This is a genomic window from Falsiroseomonas sp. (genome assembly GCF_041690465.1).
In the GTDB taxonomy this organism is placed as follows: Bacteria; Pseudomonadota; Alphaproteobacteria; order Acetobacterales; family Acetobacteraceae; genus Falsiroseomonas.
This window is the reverse complement of record NZ_JAWLHG010000039.1, coordinates 14,870-29,472: the sequence shown is the minus strand read 5'-3', so window position 1 is coordinate 29,472 and position 14,603 is coordinate 14,870. Positions and strand designations below refer to the sequence as shown.

The 14,603-nt window shown below is 70.3% G+C and carries 14 protein-coding genes; 5 read left to right on the top strand and 9 right to left on the bottom strand.

Annotation, left to right across the window (positions count from 1 at the left end; all coding sequences use genetic code 11):
* Nucleotides 1–22: 22 nt before the first annotated feature.
* Genes ACESM1_RS24705 through ACESM1_RS24690 form a run of 4 tightly spaced genes read right to left on the bottom strand, consistent with a single transcriptional unit; the run spans nt 23 to nt 3,599 of the window.
* Nucleotides 23–1,030, bottom strand: coding sequence for a Gfo/Idh/MocA family protein (locus tag ACESM1_RS24705; RefSeq protein ID WP_372623890.1), 1,008 nt, complete (start codon nt 1,028–1,030; stop codon nt 23–25).
* Between the two features lie 58 nt (nt 1,031–1,088).
* Entirely contained in the window at nt 1,089–2,057 is a 969-nt protein-coding gene (locus tag ACESM1_RS24700; protein ID WP_372623889.1) for an ABC transporter substrate-binding protein, read from the bottom strand.
* 20 nt (nt 2,058–2,077) lie between these two features.
* The gene (locus ACESM1_RS24695; protein ID WP_372623888.1) at nt 2,078–2,842 is read right to left on the bottom strand and encodes an ABC transporter permease; all 765 of its coding nucleotides are present in this window, start codon (nt 2,840–2,842) and stop codon (nt 2,078–2,080) included.
* Nucleotides 2,832–3,599 (bottom strand): ABC transporter ATP-binding protein, encoded by a 768-nt coding sequence (locus ACESM1_RS24690; protein WP_372623887.1) that lies wholly within the window; start codon nt 3,597–3,599, stop codon nt 2,832–2,834. The genes ACESM1_RS24695 and ACESM1_RS24690 overlap by 11 nt, the downstream gene beginning before the upstream one ends.
* 119 nt (nt 3,600–3,718) lie before the next feature.
* On the opposite strand from ACESM1_RS24690, the gene ACESM1_RS24685 reads away from it, so the two are divergent.
* Genes ACESM1_RS24685 through ACESM1_RS24665 form a run of 5 tightly spaced genes read left to right on the top strand, consistent with a single transcriptional unit; the run spans nt 3,719 to nt 9,344 of the window.
* Nucleotides 3,719–4,630 carry an SDR family NAD(P)-dependent oxidoreductase gene (locus tag ACESM1_RS24685; protein ID WP_372623886.1) on the top strand — a complete coding sequence of 304 codons (912 nt, stop codon included), beginning with the start codon at nt 3,719–3,721 and terminating at the stop codon, nt 4,628–4,630.
* The gene (locus tag ACESM1_RS24680) at nt 4,630–5,784 is read left to right on the top strand and encodes an acyl-CoA dehydrogenase family protein (protein ID WP_372623885.1); all 1,155 of its coding nucleotides are present in this window, start codon (nt 4,630–4,632) and stop codon (nt 5,782–5,784) included. The genes ACESM1_RS24685 and ACESM1_RS24680 overlap by 1 nt, the downstream gene beginning before the upstream one ends.
* The gene (locus ACESM1_RS24675; protein ID WP_372623884.1) at nt 5,781–7,823 is read left to right on the top strand and encodes an acetate--CoA ligase family protein; all 2,043 of its coding nucleotides are present in this window, start codon (nt 5,781–5,783) and stop codon (nt 7,821–7,823) included. The genes ACESM1_RS24680 and ACESM1_RS24675 overlap by 4 nt, the downstream gene beginning before the upstream one ends.
* Before the next feature lie 17 nt (nt 7,824–7,840).
* Nucleotides 7,841–8,650, top strand: coding sequence for a nitroreductase family protein (locus tag ACESM1_RS24670; protein WP_372623883.1), 810 nt, complete (start codon nt 7,841–7,843; stop codon nt 8,648–8,650).
* Nucleotides 8,643–9,344, top strand: coding sequence for an NUDIX hydrolase (locus ACESM1_RS24665; protein ID WP_372623882.1), 702 nt, complete (start codon nt 8,643–8,645; stop codon nt 9,342–9,344). Before ACESM1_RS24670 ends, ACESM1_RS24665 begins: the two co-directional genes overlap by 8 nt.
* 9 nt (nt 9,345–9,353) lie before the next feature.
* Here ACESM1_RS24665 and ACESM1_RS24660 read toward each other — a convergent pair whose 3' ends face one another.
* The 5 genes from ACESM1_RS24660 to ACESM1_RS24640 are packed head-to-tail and all read right to left on the bottom strand — an operon-like array spanning nt 9,354 to nt 14,502.
* On the bottom strand, nt 9,354–10,238 hold the full coding sequence (locus ACESM1_RS24660) for an MBL fold metallo-hydrolase (protein ID WP_372623881.1): 885 nt from the start codon (nt 10,236–10,238) through the stop codon (nt 9,354–9,356).
* Nucleotides 10,235–11,143: a DMT family transporter gene (locus ACESM1_RS24655; protein ID WP_372623880.1), complete on the bottom strand. Its 909-nt coding sequence runs from the start codon at nt 11,141–11,143 to the stop codon at nt 10,235–10,237. Before ACESM1_RS24655 ends, ACESM1_RS24660 begins: the two co-directional genes overlap by 4 nt.
* Nucleotides 11,143–12,087: a DMT family transporter gene (locus ACESM1_RS24650; protein WP_372623879.1), complete on the bottom strand. Its 945-nt coding sequence runs from the start codon at nt 12,085–12,087 to the stop codon at nt 11,143–11,145. Before ACESM1_RS24650 ends, ACESM1_RS24655 begins: the two co-directional genes overlap by 1 nt.
* On the bottom strand, nt 12,080–12,913 hold the full coding sequence (locus ACESM1_RS24645; RefSeq protein ID WP_372623878.1) for a MaoC family dehydratase N-terminal domain-containing protein: 834 nt from the start codon (nt 12,911–12,913) through the stop codon (nt 12,080–12,082). Before ACESM1_RS24645 ends, ACESM1_RS24650 begins: the two co-directional genes overlap by 8 nt.
* The gene (locus ACESM1_RS24640) at nt 12,913–14,502 is read right to left on the bottom strand and encodes a hypothetical protein (protein WP_372623877.1); all 1,590 of its coding nucleotides are present in this window, start codon (nt 14,500–14,502) and stop codon (nt 12,913–12,915) included. Before ACESM1_RS24640 ends, ACESM1_RS24645 begins: the two co-directional genes overlap by 1 nt.
* Between the last annotated feature and the right edge of the window lie 101 nt (nt 14,503–14,603).

Below are 14,603 nucleotides of genomic sequence, written 5' to 3'. Positions count from 1 at the left end.
GTGGCCCCTCTGGTCCGGTGGTCTAGGAAAGGCGCACGGGGTGCTGCGTCTGGCTCGAGGCCAGGATCGCTTCCAGCACCGCCACATTGTGGACGGCATCGCCGCCCGGCAGCGTCAGGGGGCGGCCCGCCTGCACGGCTTCCGCGAAATGCTCCAACTCCGCCCGCTCCGTGCCGGTCTGCGCGAAGGTGATGACCTGCGGGCGCTGCTTCACCGTGACGTTTGCGGGATCGATCAGGCAGAGCTTCAGCTCCCAGGTCGTGAGGTGCTCGACATCGCCCACCTCGGCCCAGCCCTTCGATCCGAACACCTGCAGCCGCCAGGTCTCGGCCGTCGCGATGACGGTGCCGAGATAGCCGGTGGCGCCGCCCTTGAAGCGGAACAGCATGGAAGTCGTGTCGTCCATGCCGAAATCCTGCACCAGGCGGAAGCTCTGCGCCGTCACCTGCTCGATCGGGCCGGCGAGATACATCATCGCGTCCACCACGTGCACGCCGCGCCCGGTCATGCCGCCGGCCGGGCCCTCGTTGCGGTCGTGGCGCCAATGGCCCTTGGGGAAGCGATAGGCGCTGGGGCCGCAGAAATTCCCTTCCATGTGCAGCACGCGGCCAAGCGTGCCGTCCTCGAGCATCCGGCGGATCGCCTGCAAGGCGGGCTGGAAGCGCCAGTTGTAGCCGACGCCGAGCGTCACGCCGGCATCGGCGCAGGCCTGCGCGGCGCGCGCCGCATCGGCTGCGTTCACACCAAGCGGCTTCTCCGTGAAGACGGGCTTCCGCGCCGCGGCGGCGGCAACGATCTGCTCGGTGTGCTGGGTGTGCGGCGTCGCCAGCACCACTGCGTCGATCTCAGGGTCGGCCAGCGCCGCGGCATAGTCCGGCAGCATGCGTAGGCCATGCCGTTCCGCGAAGTCGCGCGCCTTCTCCGGCGTTCGCGTGGCGCCAGCGACGAAGCGGATGGCGGGGCTGCCCTGGGCGCAGCGCACGAGGTGCTGCCCCCAGCTGCCCAGCCCGATGATGGCGGCACGAATCATGCGGTTTCGGTCTCCTCAATCCGACCTCCGCGCACGAGTCGTGCGCGCCCGCCCATCATCAGATGCGAACACGGTCCGGCGCAACGGCGGCCAGCGCGCCCGGCCAGATCACCTGCTGCGGCGTGACCTCCTTCGAGAGCTTGCCCATGCCCCGCAGCTGGTCGATGGCGAGTTGGACGTTGGCGACGGTATCCGAGGTGAGGTTCAGGCGGTGATCCACCTTCGTCATCAACTCCGCCACCAGGCCGCGGTCCTGGCGCAGGAAGCGGGCGACATTCTGCACGGCCTGGTCGCGGTTGCTGGCAATGAGGTCCGTGGCCTCCATCATGGAGCGCATGAAGCGCTGCGTCGCCTCGGCGTTCTGCTCCGCCCAGCCCTTGTTCATGTAGATCAGGTTGCGGATGATCTGGATGTTCTCGTTCGTCGTCAGGATGCGCGCGCCGGATATGGCGCGCGTGCCACGCGTCATCCACGGCTCCCAGACTGCGTATGCATCGATGTTCCCGCGCTCGAGCGCGGCGACCATCTCGGGTGCCTCGACATTCACGATCGTGTAGTCGTCCGCGTTCAGGTTCATCTTGGAGACGACCGAAAGCCAGAAGGTCTCGCTGCCGGTGCCGCGGGCGACGCCGATGCGCTTGCCCTTCAGGCCGTCCATGTTGTCGATGTTGCGCGCGACGATGCCAAGCCAGCGGAGCAGCGCCACGCCTTCCGCCACCACGACCACGTTGGAATCCACAAGATTGGCCGAGACGCCGGCCTGTTCGGCCCCATAGGCGGCGTTGATCTGGCTGCCAATCAGGAAGGCGATCATCGCGGAGCCCGAAGGGCCCGTGTTCACCGTGATGTCGAGGCCGTTGCGCTCGAAGATGCCGCTTTCGCGCGCCACGTAGAACTGCGCGAAGGAGGGATCCACGCCGGTGGCGATGGTCATCTTGATCGGCGAGCCCTGCGCGAAGGCGGGCAGCGGCAGCGCGGCGGCGGCCCCAAGGGCTGCGGAACCGGCGAGAAGATGGCGGCGAAGCATGGTCGTGTTCTCCCTGTCGTTCACATGGTCGGGTTGAAACGGCCCGCGAAGGCGCGGATGGCGAGCCGGAAGACGCGGTCGGTGGTGAAGCCGAGCAAGCCGAGGGCGATCAGCGCAACGAAGATGTCCTCGATCTGCATGAACAGTCGCGCATCCCACAGCATCTTGCCCAGCCCGTCATTGGAGGCGACGAGCTCGGCGGCGACGATGGTAACAAAGGCGTTCGCCATCGCCACGCGCATGCCGGTGAGGATGTAGGGGAGCGTCGCCGGCAGGGCGACGAGCGCGAAGACCTGCAGCTTCGACGCGCCCAGGCATTGCGCGGCGCGGATCTTGTCCTTGCCCACCGCGCCGACGCCGGCGGCGGTCGAGATGATCACCACGAAGACGGTGGCATAGGCGATCAGGAAGATCTTGCTCTCCTCCCCGATGCCGAACCAGATCACAGAAACGGTGATCATCGCCACAGCCGGGATGAAGCGGAAGAACTCCGTCCAGGGCTCCAGCAGCATGCGCACCGGGCGGAAGCTGCCGATCGCCAGGCCGAGCGGCACGCCGATCGCGCTGCCGAGCAGGAAGCCCTGGAGGATGCGGCGCATGCTGGCCACCACCTGCTCCTGCAGGATCCGATCCTCGATCAGCACCCAGGCGCGCTCGAACACCGGGAAGGGCGAGGGGAACAGCGCGGAGCGCACCAGGAACAAGGCCGCCAGGTGCCAGATCAGGAACAGCAGGGCGAAGCCGGCGACGTAGCCGGCGACGGTGGCCGCGCGGCTAGTGAGCACCGTGGATCTCCTCATGGATCAGCGCGTGCACCTCGCGGAAGGCCCGCATGAAGCCATCCGAGGTGCGCTCCCGCGGGAACGGAAGGTCTACCGGCACCACGGCCTTGAGCGTGCCGCCCGGCCCGCGCTTCATCACGCCGACGCGGGTGGCCAATGCGCAGGCCTCCTCGATGTCGTGGGTGATGAACAGCACGGTCTTGCGCGTGTCGGACCATATGCGGCTGAGCTCGCCCTGCAGCACTGCGCGCGTCATCGCGTCGAGCGCACCGAAGGGCTCGTCCATCAGCAGGATGCGCGGGTCGTTGGCCAGCGCGCGGGCGATCTGGATGCGCTGCTTCATGCCGCCCGAAAGCTCCGAAGGATGCTTGGCGCCCTGGCCCTGCAGCCCGACCATGTTCAGGAAGCGCTCCGCCGCCGCGCGTCGCTCGCCGCGGCGGATCCCGCGCAGCCGCAGGCCGAAGCCGATATTGTCCAGCGCGGTCAGCCAGTCGTAGAGGCTGTCATGGCCCTGGAACACCACGCCGCGATCGGCGCCCGGCCGCTCCACCGGCCTGCCGTCGAGCAGGATGCGGCCGCTGGTCGGCGCCTCGAAGCCGGCCAGCATGTTGAGTACCGTGGTCTTACCGCAGCCCGAGGTGCCGAGCAGGCAGAAGAACTCGCCTTCGTCGAGCGAGAGGTTGAAGTCGCGCACCGCCTCCCACGCGCCGGTGCGGCCGTGGAACACCTTGCCCACCCCCTCCAGGGCGACGAATCCCATCCTGCTCTCTCCCGCTCCCTGTCCGGACATTTACGTGCGCCTTTCCGCCCCGGCAACCCGGCTTCACGCTTCTGCGCCACGGGACTAGAAGCGATCTGCGCAAGGAAGGGGCAGTTGGCATGATGCTCGCAGGCAAGGTGGCGGTGGTCACTGGCGCGGGGGGCGGCATCGGGCGCGAGATCGCGCTGGCGATGGCGCTGGCCGGCGCGAAGGTGGTGGTCAACGATATCGGCGCGAGCCTGACCGGCCAGGGACCGACCAGCACCACGCCCGGCGAGCAGACGGTCGCCATCATCGCCCAACGGGGTGGCCAGGCGGTGGTGAACACCGAGAGCGTCGCTGCCTGGGACAGCGCGCAGCGGATCGTGCAGGCGGCCCTCGACAGCTTCGGCCGCATCGACATCGTGGTCAACAACGCCGGCATCCTGCGGGACCAGATCTTCCATAAGATGAGCGTGGAGGATTGGCGCGCGGTGATCGACGTGCACCTCAACGGCAGCTTCTACGTCTCCCGCGCCGCCGCCGAGCACTTTCGCAAGTCGGGCTCCGGCAGCTTTGTGCACATGACCTCCACCTCCGGCCTGATCGGCAATTTCGGGCAGGCGAACTATTCGGCGGCGAAGCTCGGCATCGCGGCGCTGTCGAAGTCCATCGCGCTCGACATGCAGCGTTTCGGCGTTCGCTCCAACTGCATCGCACCCTTCGCCTGGTCGCGGATGACCAGTTCGATCCCGGCGGAGACAGAGGCGGAAAAGGCGCGCGTCGCCCGGCTGCAGCAGATGACACCCGACAAGAACGCGCCGCTGGCGGTCTATCTTGCCTCCGATGCGGCGAAGGACGTGACGGGCCAGATCTTCGCGGCGCGCCACAACGAGCTGTTCGTATTCAGCCAGCCACGGCCCGTGCGCAGCACGCATCGCGGCGAGGGCTGGACGCCGGAGACGATCGCCGAGACCGCCATCCCCGCGCTGCGCAGCGCCTTCCTGCCGCTCGACCGCAGCGGCGACGTCTTCTCCTGGGATCCCGTCTGATGGATTTTCGCCTCACCGAGGAACAGGTCGCCTTCCAAGACAGCGTGCGCCGCTTCGCCGAGACGCATCTCGCCAAGGGTGCGCTGGAACGTGCGCATGACGAGCGCTTCCCCTGGGACATCGCCAGGCTGATGGCCGAGAACGGCCTGTTCGGCATCATGCTGCCCGAGCAGGATGGCGGACAGGGCGGCTCGCTGTTCGACGCGGTGCTGGCGATGGAGCAGATCGCCTATGTCTGCCCGCGTAGCGCCGATGTGCTGCAGGCCGGCAATTTCGGCGCCTTCCGCACCTTCGCCGAATACGCAACGCCGGCGCAGAAGGAGAAGTACTTCGCCCCCCTGCTGCGCGGCGAGACCATCGCGGCCGTCGGCATGACGGAGCCGGATGCGGGCAGTGCGCTGACCGACCTCAAGACCACGGCGACGAAGGACGGCAACGGCTATCGCCTGAACGGCGGCAAGGTGTTCACCTCCAACACCGAGGATGCCGGCGTCTTCGTCGTCTATTGCCGCTTCGGGCCGGGCGTGAACGGCATCGGCAGCGTCATCGTCGAGCGCAGCATGGACGGCTTCCGCCTCGGTCAGCCCAGCCGCTACATGAATGGCGAGACCTGGTGCGCGCTCTACTTCGACAACGTCTTCATCCCACCTGAGAACGTGCTGCTGGGCGAGGGCGGATTCCGCAAGCAGATCGCCGGCTTCAACGTGGAGCGCGCGGGCAATACCACGCGCGCGCTCGCGCTCGGCGAATACTGCTTCCGCCAGGCGAAGGCACATGCCGAACAGCGCAAGCAGTTCGGCCGCACCCTGTCCGAGTTCCAGGGCCTGCAATGGAAGTTCGCGGAGATGCGGGTCGCGCTGGATGCCGCGCAGCTGCTGCTCTACCGCGCCGCGATCGGCGCCGGCGACGGGCTGCCGGATGCGCAGCAGATCGCCATCGCGAAGTATGCCTGCAACCAGGCCGGCTGGATGGCGGCGAATGAATCCATGCAGATCATGGGTGGCACCGGCTACAGCCAGGATCTACTGATCGAGTACTGCGTGCGCAAGACGCGCGGCTGGATGATCGCGGGCGGCTCGCTCGAGATGATGAAGAACCGCATCGCGGAAGGCGTGTTCGGGCGCAGCTTACCGCAGCGCGCGCCGAAGGCATGACCAGCCTCTCGGACGCGCTGCTGGCGCCGCGACGCATTGCGCTGGTCGGCGCCTCGGGCGATGCGGGGCGGCTCACCGCCCGCCCGCAGCGCTACCTGCGCCGCCACGGCTTCGCCGGCGAGCTCTTCCCGGTGAACCCGCGCGCGCCGGAGATCCTGGGCGAGCGTTCCTATGCCTCGCTCACCGACATCCCGGGCGAGATCGATTTCGCCTACATCCTGCTCGGCACCGGGCAGGTGGAGGCGCAGGTCGCTTCCTGCGCCGCGCGCGGCATCCCCGTAGCCTGCGTGCTGGCCGACGGTTTCGCGGAAGCCGGCCACGAAGGCGCCGAACTGCAAGCGCGTGTCCTGGCCACGGCGAAGTCCGCCGGCATCCGCCTGCTCGGCCCCAACTCGATGGGCGTGATCAACACCCACACGCGCACCGCGCTGACCACCAACGCGGCCTTCGAAGCGGACGCGCTGCCCTCCGGCCGCGTCGCGCTGGTCTCGCAATCCGGCTCAATGATGGGCGCGCTGCTCTCGCGCGGCGCGGCCCGCGGCATCGGCTTCTCGCATCTGGTCGGCACCGGCAACGAAGCCGACCTGACGGCGGGTGAGATCGCCTCCTTGCTGCTGGACCGCCCCGAGGTCGACGTGGTCTGCCTGTTCCTGGAGGCGATCCGCGCACCGGAACAGCTCGCCGCGGCTGCGCGCAAGGCGCATGCGCTGGGCAAGCCGATCGTCGCGCTGAAGCTCGGCCGCAGCCCCTTCGGCGCGGAGCTCGCCGCGAGCCATACCGGCGCGCTCGCCGGCACCGATGCGGCGGCCGATGCCTTCTTCCGTGCGCATGGCACTCTTCGCGTCACCATGCTGGAGGCGCTGTTGGAACTGCCGCCGCTGGTCGCCGGCCGTCGCGCCCCGGCGCGCACGCATCGTGGCGTCGGCGTGATGACCACCACCGGCGGCGGCGGCGCGCTGGCGATCGATGCGCTCGGCGTGCGCGGGATCGAGGCGAAGAAGCCCGATGCCGCGGCGGCAGCGAAGCTGGCGGCTGCCGGCATGCCCACCCATGCGCGCCTACTCGACATGACGCTGGCCGGCACCAAGCCGGAGCGCGTGATGGCGGCGCTGGATGCGCTGCGCGCGGCGGAGGACACCGATCTCGCGCTCGCCGTGATCGGCAGTTCCGCGCAGTTCCGGCCACAGGATTCCGTGGCCGGCATCGTCGAAGCGGCAAAGCAACCGGGCAAGCCGATCGCGGCCTTCCTCGCCCCGCAGGCCGAGGCCTCGCTGCGCCTGCTGGCCGAGGCCGGGATCGCTGCCTTCCGCACGCCGGAAACCGCCGCCGACGCCATCGCCGCCTTCTGCACCTGGCGCGCCCCGCGCGAGGTGCCGGCGCTGCCCCCGCCGGCCGTCACGCTGCCGGATGCGCCCGACGAGGCGGATGCGCGCGCCTTGTTTGCAGCCCTCGGCCTCTCCTCCGATGCCGCCGTCATGCAGCAGGATCCGCCCGAGGGCCTGCGCTATCCGGTCGCGGCGAAGATCCTGTCGCCCGACATCGCGCACAAGACCGAGGTCGGCGGCGTGATGCTGAACATCTTGGACTCCGCTGCGCTGCGCGAGGCCGCGGCCGCGATGCGCGCACGCGTCGCCGCGGCGGCACCGGATGCACGCATCACCGGCATCCTGGTGCAGCCGATGGCGAAGGGCCTGGCCGAGGCGATCCTCGGCTTCCGCCGTGACCCCGAGGCAGGCGCGGTGGTGCTGCTCGGCGCCGGCGGCGTGCTCTCCGAGCTGCACCGCGACATCGCCTTGCGACTGGCGCCCGTGGACGAGGCGGAGGCGCGTGCCATGATCGGCGAGGTCCGCGCACTGACATCGCTCAGCGGCTGGCGCAACCTGCCGCGTGGCGACCTCGATGCGCTGGCGAAGGCGGTCGTCGCCGTCTCGCGCCTGGCCACGTTGGACGCCGTGAAGGAGGCGGAGATCAATCCGCTCATTATCCATGCCGAAGGGCAGGGCGTCACGGTCGCGGACGCCTGGATAGTGCCGACCTGACATGCGAGGCTGAAACGATGGATGCCGAAGCCCTGATCCGGGCGCGCTACGGCGCGCTGCCCTTCGCACCGGTGGAGATACCGCCTGCGCTCGCCGCCCTGCTCGATCGCCGCGTCACGCGCCGCTACCGACCGGATGCGGTGCCGGATGCGCTGCTCGACACGGTGCTGGCCGGCGCGCAGTCGGCGCCGGCGAAGTCCGACCTGCAGCAGTATTCCATCCTGGTCACGCGCGACCCGGCGAAGATCGCGGCCATCGCCGACGCGATCGGCACCATGCCGTGGATCAAGGAAGCGCCCGTGCTGCTGGTGTTCTGCGGCGACATCCGCCGCGGGCGGCAGGTCTGCGCCATCCACGGACGCGCCCATGCCAACGACAGCGTGGATACCTTCCTCAACGCCAGCGTGGACGCGGCGCTGGCGATGGGCTTCGGCATCATGGCGGCGGATGCCGCGGGCCTCGGCACCTGCCCGATTTCGTATGTCCGCAACCATCTCGACCTGGTCTCGCGCCTGTTCGGCCTGCCGGAGGGCGTGTTCCCCGTCGCCGGGCTGACGCTCGGCTTTCCGGCGGCGCGCAACGAGGTCTCGCCGCGCCTGCCGCCTTCCGTGGTGGTGCATCGCGAGACGTATGATGACAGCGGGCTCGCCGCGTCCCTGCCGGGCTACGACGCGCTGCGCCCGCCGGGCAAGCCGCGCTATCCCGAGGTGCACGGGCCGACGCCGGAAGGCTGCACCTGGAGCGAGAACAGCGCGCGCCAGCTTTCCGTGCCGGAGCGCCCGAACCTGCGAGCCTGGCTGGCCTCGAAGGGGATCAATCTTGACTGATGCTGTGAAGCCTGACGGCGGCGCCGACAATCCAGGCGGCGCCGACCTGCGGCGTTCGACGGCCCGCGCGCCCGGCACGCGTGCCGTCAGGCCGCGCCACGCCGCCAGCCTGATCGTCTGGCGGAAGGGCTCCGGCGAGCCCGAGATCCTGATGGGCGTGCGCCACGCCAAGCACAAATTCATGCCGAGCGTGTTGGTCTTCCCCGGCGGCCGTGTGGACCGCGCCGACCATGGCGTGAAGGCGCTCTCCGAGCTGCGGCCGGAAACGCTTGCCCTGCTGGCGCATCGTGCACCGCCTTCGCTCGCGCGTGCGCTCGGCGTCGCGGCGATCCGCGAACTGATCGAGGAGACCGGCCTGCTGCTCGGCGAGAAGCAGGGCGACCGGCTGCTGGCCGACCTCTCCTCCCTCGACTACCTCTGCCGCGCCGTCACCCCGCCGATGCGTGCCATGCGGTTCAACGCGCGTTTCCTGGTCGCCCCGGCCGAGGCGGTGCGCGGCGAGATCCATGGCTCGGGCGAGCTGGAGAAGCTCGGCTGGTATTCGCTGTCGGCGGCGCGCGAGGCGCTGCTGGCCGACATCACCCGCCGCATCCTCGAGGAGTTCGAGCAGTATGTCGCGCTGGCGCCTTCCGAACGGCACCGGCGGCCGAAGATCGTCTTCCGCGGCAACGACAACCGCATGAGCGACGAATAACGGCTCGGACTACCTCGCCTCGAACACGTCGCCGTCGCGCGCCGCCTCGCCTTCCGCCGCCAGCTTGATCAGATGCGCCAGCAGACTGCGGGCGGCGGCGGGCACCAGCCGAGGGTCGAGTTCCGGCCCATAGACCGGCGGCACCAGCTCCGCCGCGGTGGCGCGCCGGGCAGAGCGCAGTGCATCCAGCACCTTCGCCTCGCGCTCCCGCCGATGCGCCGCCAGCGCGGTGACGAAGGGTGCGGGGTCGGGCAGCGGCGGGCCGTGGCCTGGCAGGTACAGCCGGTCGTCGCGCGCGGCGACCTTCGCCAGCGAGGCCATGTAGGCCGCCATGTCGCCATCCGGCGGGCTGACGACGCTGGTGGACCAGCTCATCACGTGGTCGGCGCTGAACAGCACGCCGCCCGCGCCTTCGCTCTCCATCCCGAAGCAAAGATGGTTGGCGCAATGGCCCGGCGTGTGCAGCGCGGTCAGCCGCCAGTCGTCGCCCTCCAGCACGGCGCCATCCGCCAGCGTCTCGTCCGGCCGGAACGCGTGGTCGCCGCCCTCGCCGCCGGCGTCCGGCGGCGTCAGGTGCGGGCCGAAGCCGAAGGTCGCCGCGCCGGTCGCCGCCACCAGCGCGGCCGTGCCCAGCGAGTGGTCGCGATGGGTGTGGCTGACGAGGATGCGGGTGATCCGCTCGCCCGACGTCGCCCGCAGGATCGCGGCGAGATGTGCCTCGTCGGCCGGGCCCGGGTCCAGCACCGCCACCTGGCCGCGGCCGATCAGGTAGGTATTGGTGCCGCGGAAGGTGAAGGGTCCTGGATTGTTGCAGACGATCCGCCGCACCAGCGGCGTGGTGTCCTCCACCGCACCATGCGGCAGCGCGTCTTCGCGCCGGAAGGGAATGCTCATGCGCGTCGTCCCCGTCGCACCAGTTCGCGGTGCAGGATGTAGAGGCTCGCCACCACGATCAATGCTGCGCCCGCCAGTGTCAGCAGGCCCGGCACGTCGGCGAAGAAGATCCAGCCGAACAGGATCGCCCAGAGCAGCGAGGAATAGGAATACGGCGCTAGCGCCGAGACCTGCGCGCTGGCCCACGATTCCGTCAGCATCACCTGTGCCACCCCGCCGAGCAGGCCGATCATGATCAGCAGCGCCAGGTCGTGCCACGATGGCGTGACCCAGAAGAAGGGCAGCGCCACGCCCGCGAAGCTTGTCATCAGCAGCGACTGCCAGAGCGTGATGGTGGTGGAGGCCTCGGTGGCCGAGAGAAGCCGCACCAGCAGCGTGGTGCCGGCCGAGAACACGCCATGCGCCACTGCGACCATGATCCCGATCCGCGCCGCCTGGTCCAGCGCGCCGGAGAAGGCGCCCTGGCCGAGCGCGATCACCATGATGCCGGCGAAGCCCAGCAGCACCGCGCCGCCGCGATGGATGCCCACCTTCTCGCCGAGGAAGGGGATCGAGAGCAGCGTGATGAACAGCGGCGTGGTGTTGGTCAGCGCGGTGTGCTCGGCCAGCGGCAGCAGCACCAGCGCGTAAAAGGCGCAGGCCTGCGCCGCAGTGCCGGTGCAGGCGCGCAGCAGATGGCCCGGGAAGCGCTTGGTGCGCAGCGATTCCACGACGGGCCTGCCGCGCCGCGCCCGCGCCACCACCAGCAGCACCACCGGCACTGCCAGCGCCCCGCGGAAGAACATGATCTCGACCACCGGGATGCGGTCGCCGAGCGCCTTCACCAGCACGCTCATCAGCGTGAACAGCGCGCAGGCGCCGAGCATGAACAGCACGCCGCGCCGCATCTCGTGGCGCAGCGCCATCAGGCGCCTCCCGCAGGCGCCACCGAAGGCACGCCCGCCGCGCCGCGCTCGGCCGCACGCTGCAGGCGTGCGCGGTGGATGTTGTAGAGCCCGGCCGCGATCACCAGCGCAGCGCCCGCCAGCGTCATCCAGGACGGCACCTCCGCCCAGATCAAGAAGCCGAGCAGCCCACCCCAGAGCAGGGTGGTGTATTCATAGGGCGCCAGCACCGAGACCGGCGCGATGGCGAAGGCCCGCGCGAAGAGGAAATGCGCGCAGCCATTGGCCAGCCCGAGGAAGGCCAGCGCGAAGGCGACGTCCCAGGAAGGCAACAGCGGCCCGGCTGGCGGGAAGGCCGGCAGCAGCAGCAGCCCCATCGGCACATGCGCGAACAGCAGCCAGAAGGCGATCGCCTGCGGCGTGTCGCTCGAAGCCAGCACGCGCGTCCAGATACGGCTGAGTGCGAGTGCGCAGACGCCGGCCAGCAGCAGCCCCGCCTCCCACCGCCACAAATCCCCGCCCGGCTGCAGCATGATCAGCACGCCGACGAAGCCGACCGTCGTGCTGGTCATGCGCCGCCAGCCGACGCGCTCGCCAAGCAGCGGGATCGCCAGCAGCGTCATGATCAGCGGTGCCACCGCGTTCACCGCGTAGCTGTCGGCCAGCGGGAAGTGGTTGAACCAGGCGACGTAGAAGGTCACCGTCACCGCGCAGTGCAGCACCGAGCGCACGCCGAGCAGCCAGACGCGCCGCGGCCGCAGCCCCGTCCCGCGCACCAGCAGCGCGATCGCCAGCATGCCGAAGACGCCGCGCCAGATCATGGCGACGGCCACGCCGACCTCGGGCAGCGCCCATTTCACCGCAGCATCGGCCGCCGAGATCGTCGCATAGCCGACGACGATGGTGGCGATGCCGAGCAGCGCATCCTGCCGGAGCGGAAGCATCCGGCCCGATGTGTCAGGCACCCTGTCTGTCCAGCACGGCCTCGGCCTGCATGCAGGTGGCGCCGCCTTCGTCACGCGTCTCGAGCGCGAGCGCATCGCCGTCGCGCCGCGCCAGCACGGTCAGCTTGCGGCCGTCGAAACAGGGGCGGCGGCCGCGGAAGGCGAAGCGGGCGAGCTTGCGGCCGGGCGCCGCCCTGTCCGCCACATGCGCCATCAGCGTCGCCGGGGGCGGGCCGTGCACCACCAGGCCGGGATAGCCCTCCACGCCGGTGACGTAGGGGTGGTCGTAATGGATGCGGTGGCCGTTGCCGGTCAGCGCGGAGTAGCGGAACAGCATCACTGGGTCAGGGACGACGACCGTCTTCAGCGCATCGGGCCAGTCCGGCGCCGCCTCTCCGGGCTTCACCGCCGCGCCCTCCGCGCCGCGATAGACGATGTCCTGCTCCTCCTCGATCGCGGTGCCCGCCGGGCCGTCCACCACGTGGCGCACCGTCACGAAGACCAGCCGGCCGGAGCCGCCCGACTTCTCGTTCACCGAGAGGATGGTGCTGGTCCGCCGCACCGCCTCGCCCTCGGTGAGCGGGGCCTCGCGGAAGGTCACGCGACCGCCCGCCCACATGCGGCGCGGCAGGTCGTGGACCGGCGGCAGGAAGCCGCCGCGCTTGGGGTGGCCGTCGGGGCCGACCTGATCGGGCATCACCCAGTCCTGGAACAGCATCCAGTGCCACAGCGGCGGCAGCACCTCGGGCTTCGCAACCCCGAGCGTCGCGGCCATGCCGCGCAGCAGGCGCGCATCGAGGCGATCCTCGCGGGTCTCGGTGTGGCCGACGTATTCCTGGTACGACATCAATCCCCTCTCAGGTAGAGCAGGTAGCTGTCCATGTGCACCACCCGGGTATAGCGCCTCCAGGTCTCCGCGAAGGCGGGATGACGTGAGAAATACGCGATCGGATCGAAATCCTCCGCCCCGCAGCGCGGAATCCCGGACCGCTTGGCCACCAGCACGCCGGCCGGCGGCGCGCGGGAGAAATCCTCCGCCACCGTCCGATAGACGAGGAATTCCGGCCGGCTCATCTCCCAGGTCTCGCGATAGCGCGGCGCACCCTCGGGGCAGTCGGGATAGGCGCCGACCAGCAGCCAGAGGTTCATGGTCCGCAGGGTGGAGCGCGCCCGGGCGTAGTTGAGCGCCGGATAGACCGGGTAGATGTCGGGCGAGAGCACCAGCAGCCGCTCGCCTGCCACCTCGCGCCGCAGTGCGGTGGTGATCTGGCCGTCGCGCAGCTGGAAATACCAGATCTGCCGCCAGGGGCTCTCGCCGCGAATGTGCACCAGGGCGAGCGCCAGCGTCACCGCCAGCGCGATGCCGGGTGCGGCCGCCGCGGCGCGGCCGGCGGGCAGCGTGCGGTCCAGCCAGCGCGCAAGCAGGATGCCGGCCAGCAGCGCGCTCACGGTGGCGATCGGCACCACGTGGTAGCTCCAGCCCTTGTGCTGCACCCAGGCGGAGAGCGCCCCGCCGATCCCCACCGCCAGCAGCGTCTGCGCCACCGGCCCCGCGCTGCGCCGCGCCGCCAGCACGCCGAGCGCCGCCAGCAGCAGCAGCGCCGGGCCGAGCTGGTCGGTCAGCAGCACGTCGAAAAGCCCGATGCCGCCATTGCCGAGGTAGAAGCCCATCACCAGCGGCACGACGAAATCGAGGTAGAGTGGGAAGACCAGCGGGATCGAGGCCAGGTAGGCCATCCAGACGCCCGCCATGCCCCAGGGCAGCGGATCGCGCAGCGCCGACGACGGCCCGCGGCGCAGCAGCACCAGCGCCTCCACCAGCGCCGGCACGGCGAGGAAATGCGGCTTCAGCGCGAAGCCAAGCGCCGCCGCCAGCGTCACCGCCCAGGCCAGCCCGCGCGGCGTGGCCAGCCCCTCGATCCGGCGGGCGGCAAGGAAGGCGTAGGGGATGGCGAACAGCGCCATCAGGTGCTCGCGTTGCGCCACGTCATAGGCAGGCAGCACCACCGCCAACGGCACCAGCGCATCCAGCACCGCGCGCTCCATCGTGCCTTCCGCCCGGCCTGCGCGCAGCCGCACCGTCATGCGCCAGGCGGCCAGGCAGCAGGCCAGTGCCGAAAGCAGCAGCGCCTGCACCGGATCGAGCGGCGTCCAGGCCGCGATCGCCGCCGGGATCGCCGTCAGCACGAAGATCAATGGCGGGTTGACGTCGATCAGGTCGCGATAGAGCCGCTCGCCGGCCACCCAGCGCTCGGCGAAGTTCAGGATGGCGGCGACGTCGTGGTTCAGGGGCGGCGCCAGCACCATCAGCAGGAAGGCCGCCGCGGGGGCCAGCGCCAGGGCACGGAGCAGGCGCGCGCGCATCGCCGGCGCGGCGAGCGCCTGCGTTGCGGTGGCCTCGGCCGGTCTGGCGGAGGGGGGTGGGGGCGGGCTCATGCGGTGGGACTGGCGCTGGCCATCCTTGCGGGCGCAGCGCCCAGGGTGCAACCGCATTGCGGCGCCCAAAGGGCGCGAAATCATGGCGAGGCTGCCTCGCC

Coding starts and splice junctions, on each gene's coding strand:
- ACESM1_RS24640 (WP_372623877.1), bottom strand. CDS start 14,502: ATGAGCCCGCCCCCACCCCCCTCCGCCAGACCGGCCGAGGCCACCGCA.
- ACESM1_RS24660 (WP_372623881.1), bottom strand. CDS start 10,238: ATGAGCATTCCCTTCCGGCGCGAAGACGCGCTGCCGCATGGTGCGGTG.
- ACESM1_RS24645 (WP_372623878.1), bottom strand. CDS start 12,913: ATGTCGTACCAGGAATACGTCGGCCACACCGAGACCCGCGAGGATCGC.
- ACESM1_RS24705 (WP_372623890.1), bottom strand. CDS start 1,030: ATGATTCGTGCCGCCATCATCGGGCTGGGCAGCTGGGGGCAGCACCTC.
- ACESM1_RS24680 (WP_372623885.1), top strand. CDS start 4,630: ATGGATTTTCGCCTCACCGAGGAACAGGTCGCCTTCCAAGACAGCGTG.
- ACESM1_RS24655 (WP_372623880.1), bottom strand. CDS start 11,143: ATGGCGCTGCGCCACGAGATGCGGCGCGGCGTGCTGTTCATGCTCGGC.
- ACESM1_RS24700 (WP_372623889.1), bottom strand. CDS start 2,057: ATGCTTCGCCGCCATCTTCTCGCCGGTTCCGCAGCCCTTGGGGCCGCC.
- ACESM1_RS24685 (WP_372623886.1), top strand. CDS start 3,719: ATGATGCTCGCAGGCAAGGTGGCGGTGGTCACTGGCGCGGGGGGCGGC.
- ACESM1_RS24690 (WP_372623887.1), bottom strand. CDS start 3,599: ATGGGATTCGTCGCCCTGGAGGGGGTGGGCAAGGTGTTCCACGGCCGC.
- ACESM1_RS24675 (WP_372623884.1), top strand. CDS start 5,781: ATGACCAGCCTCTCGGACGCGCTGCTGGCGCCGCGACGCATTGCGCTG.
- ACESM1_RS24670 (WP_372623883.1), top strand. CDS start 7,841: ATGGATGCCGAAGCCCTGATCCGGGCGCGCTACGGCGCGCTGCCCTTC.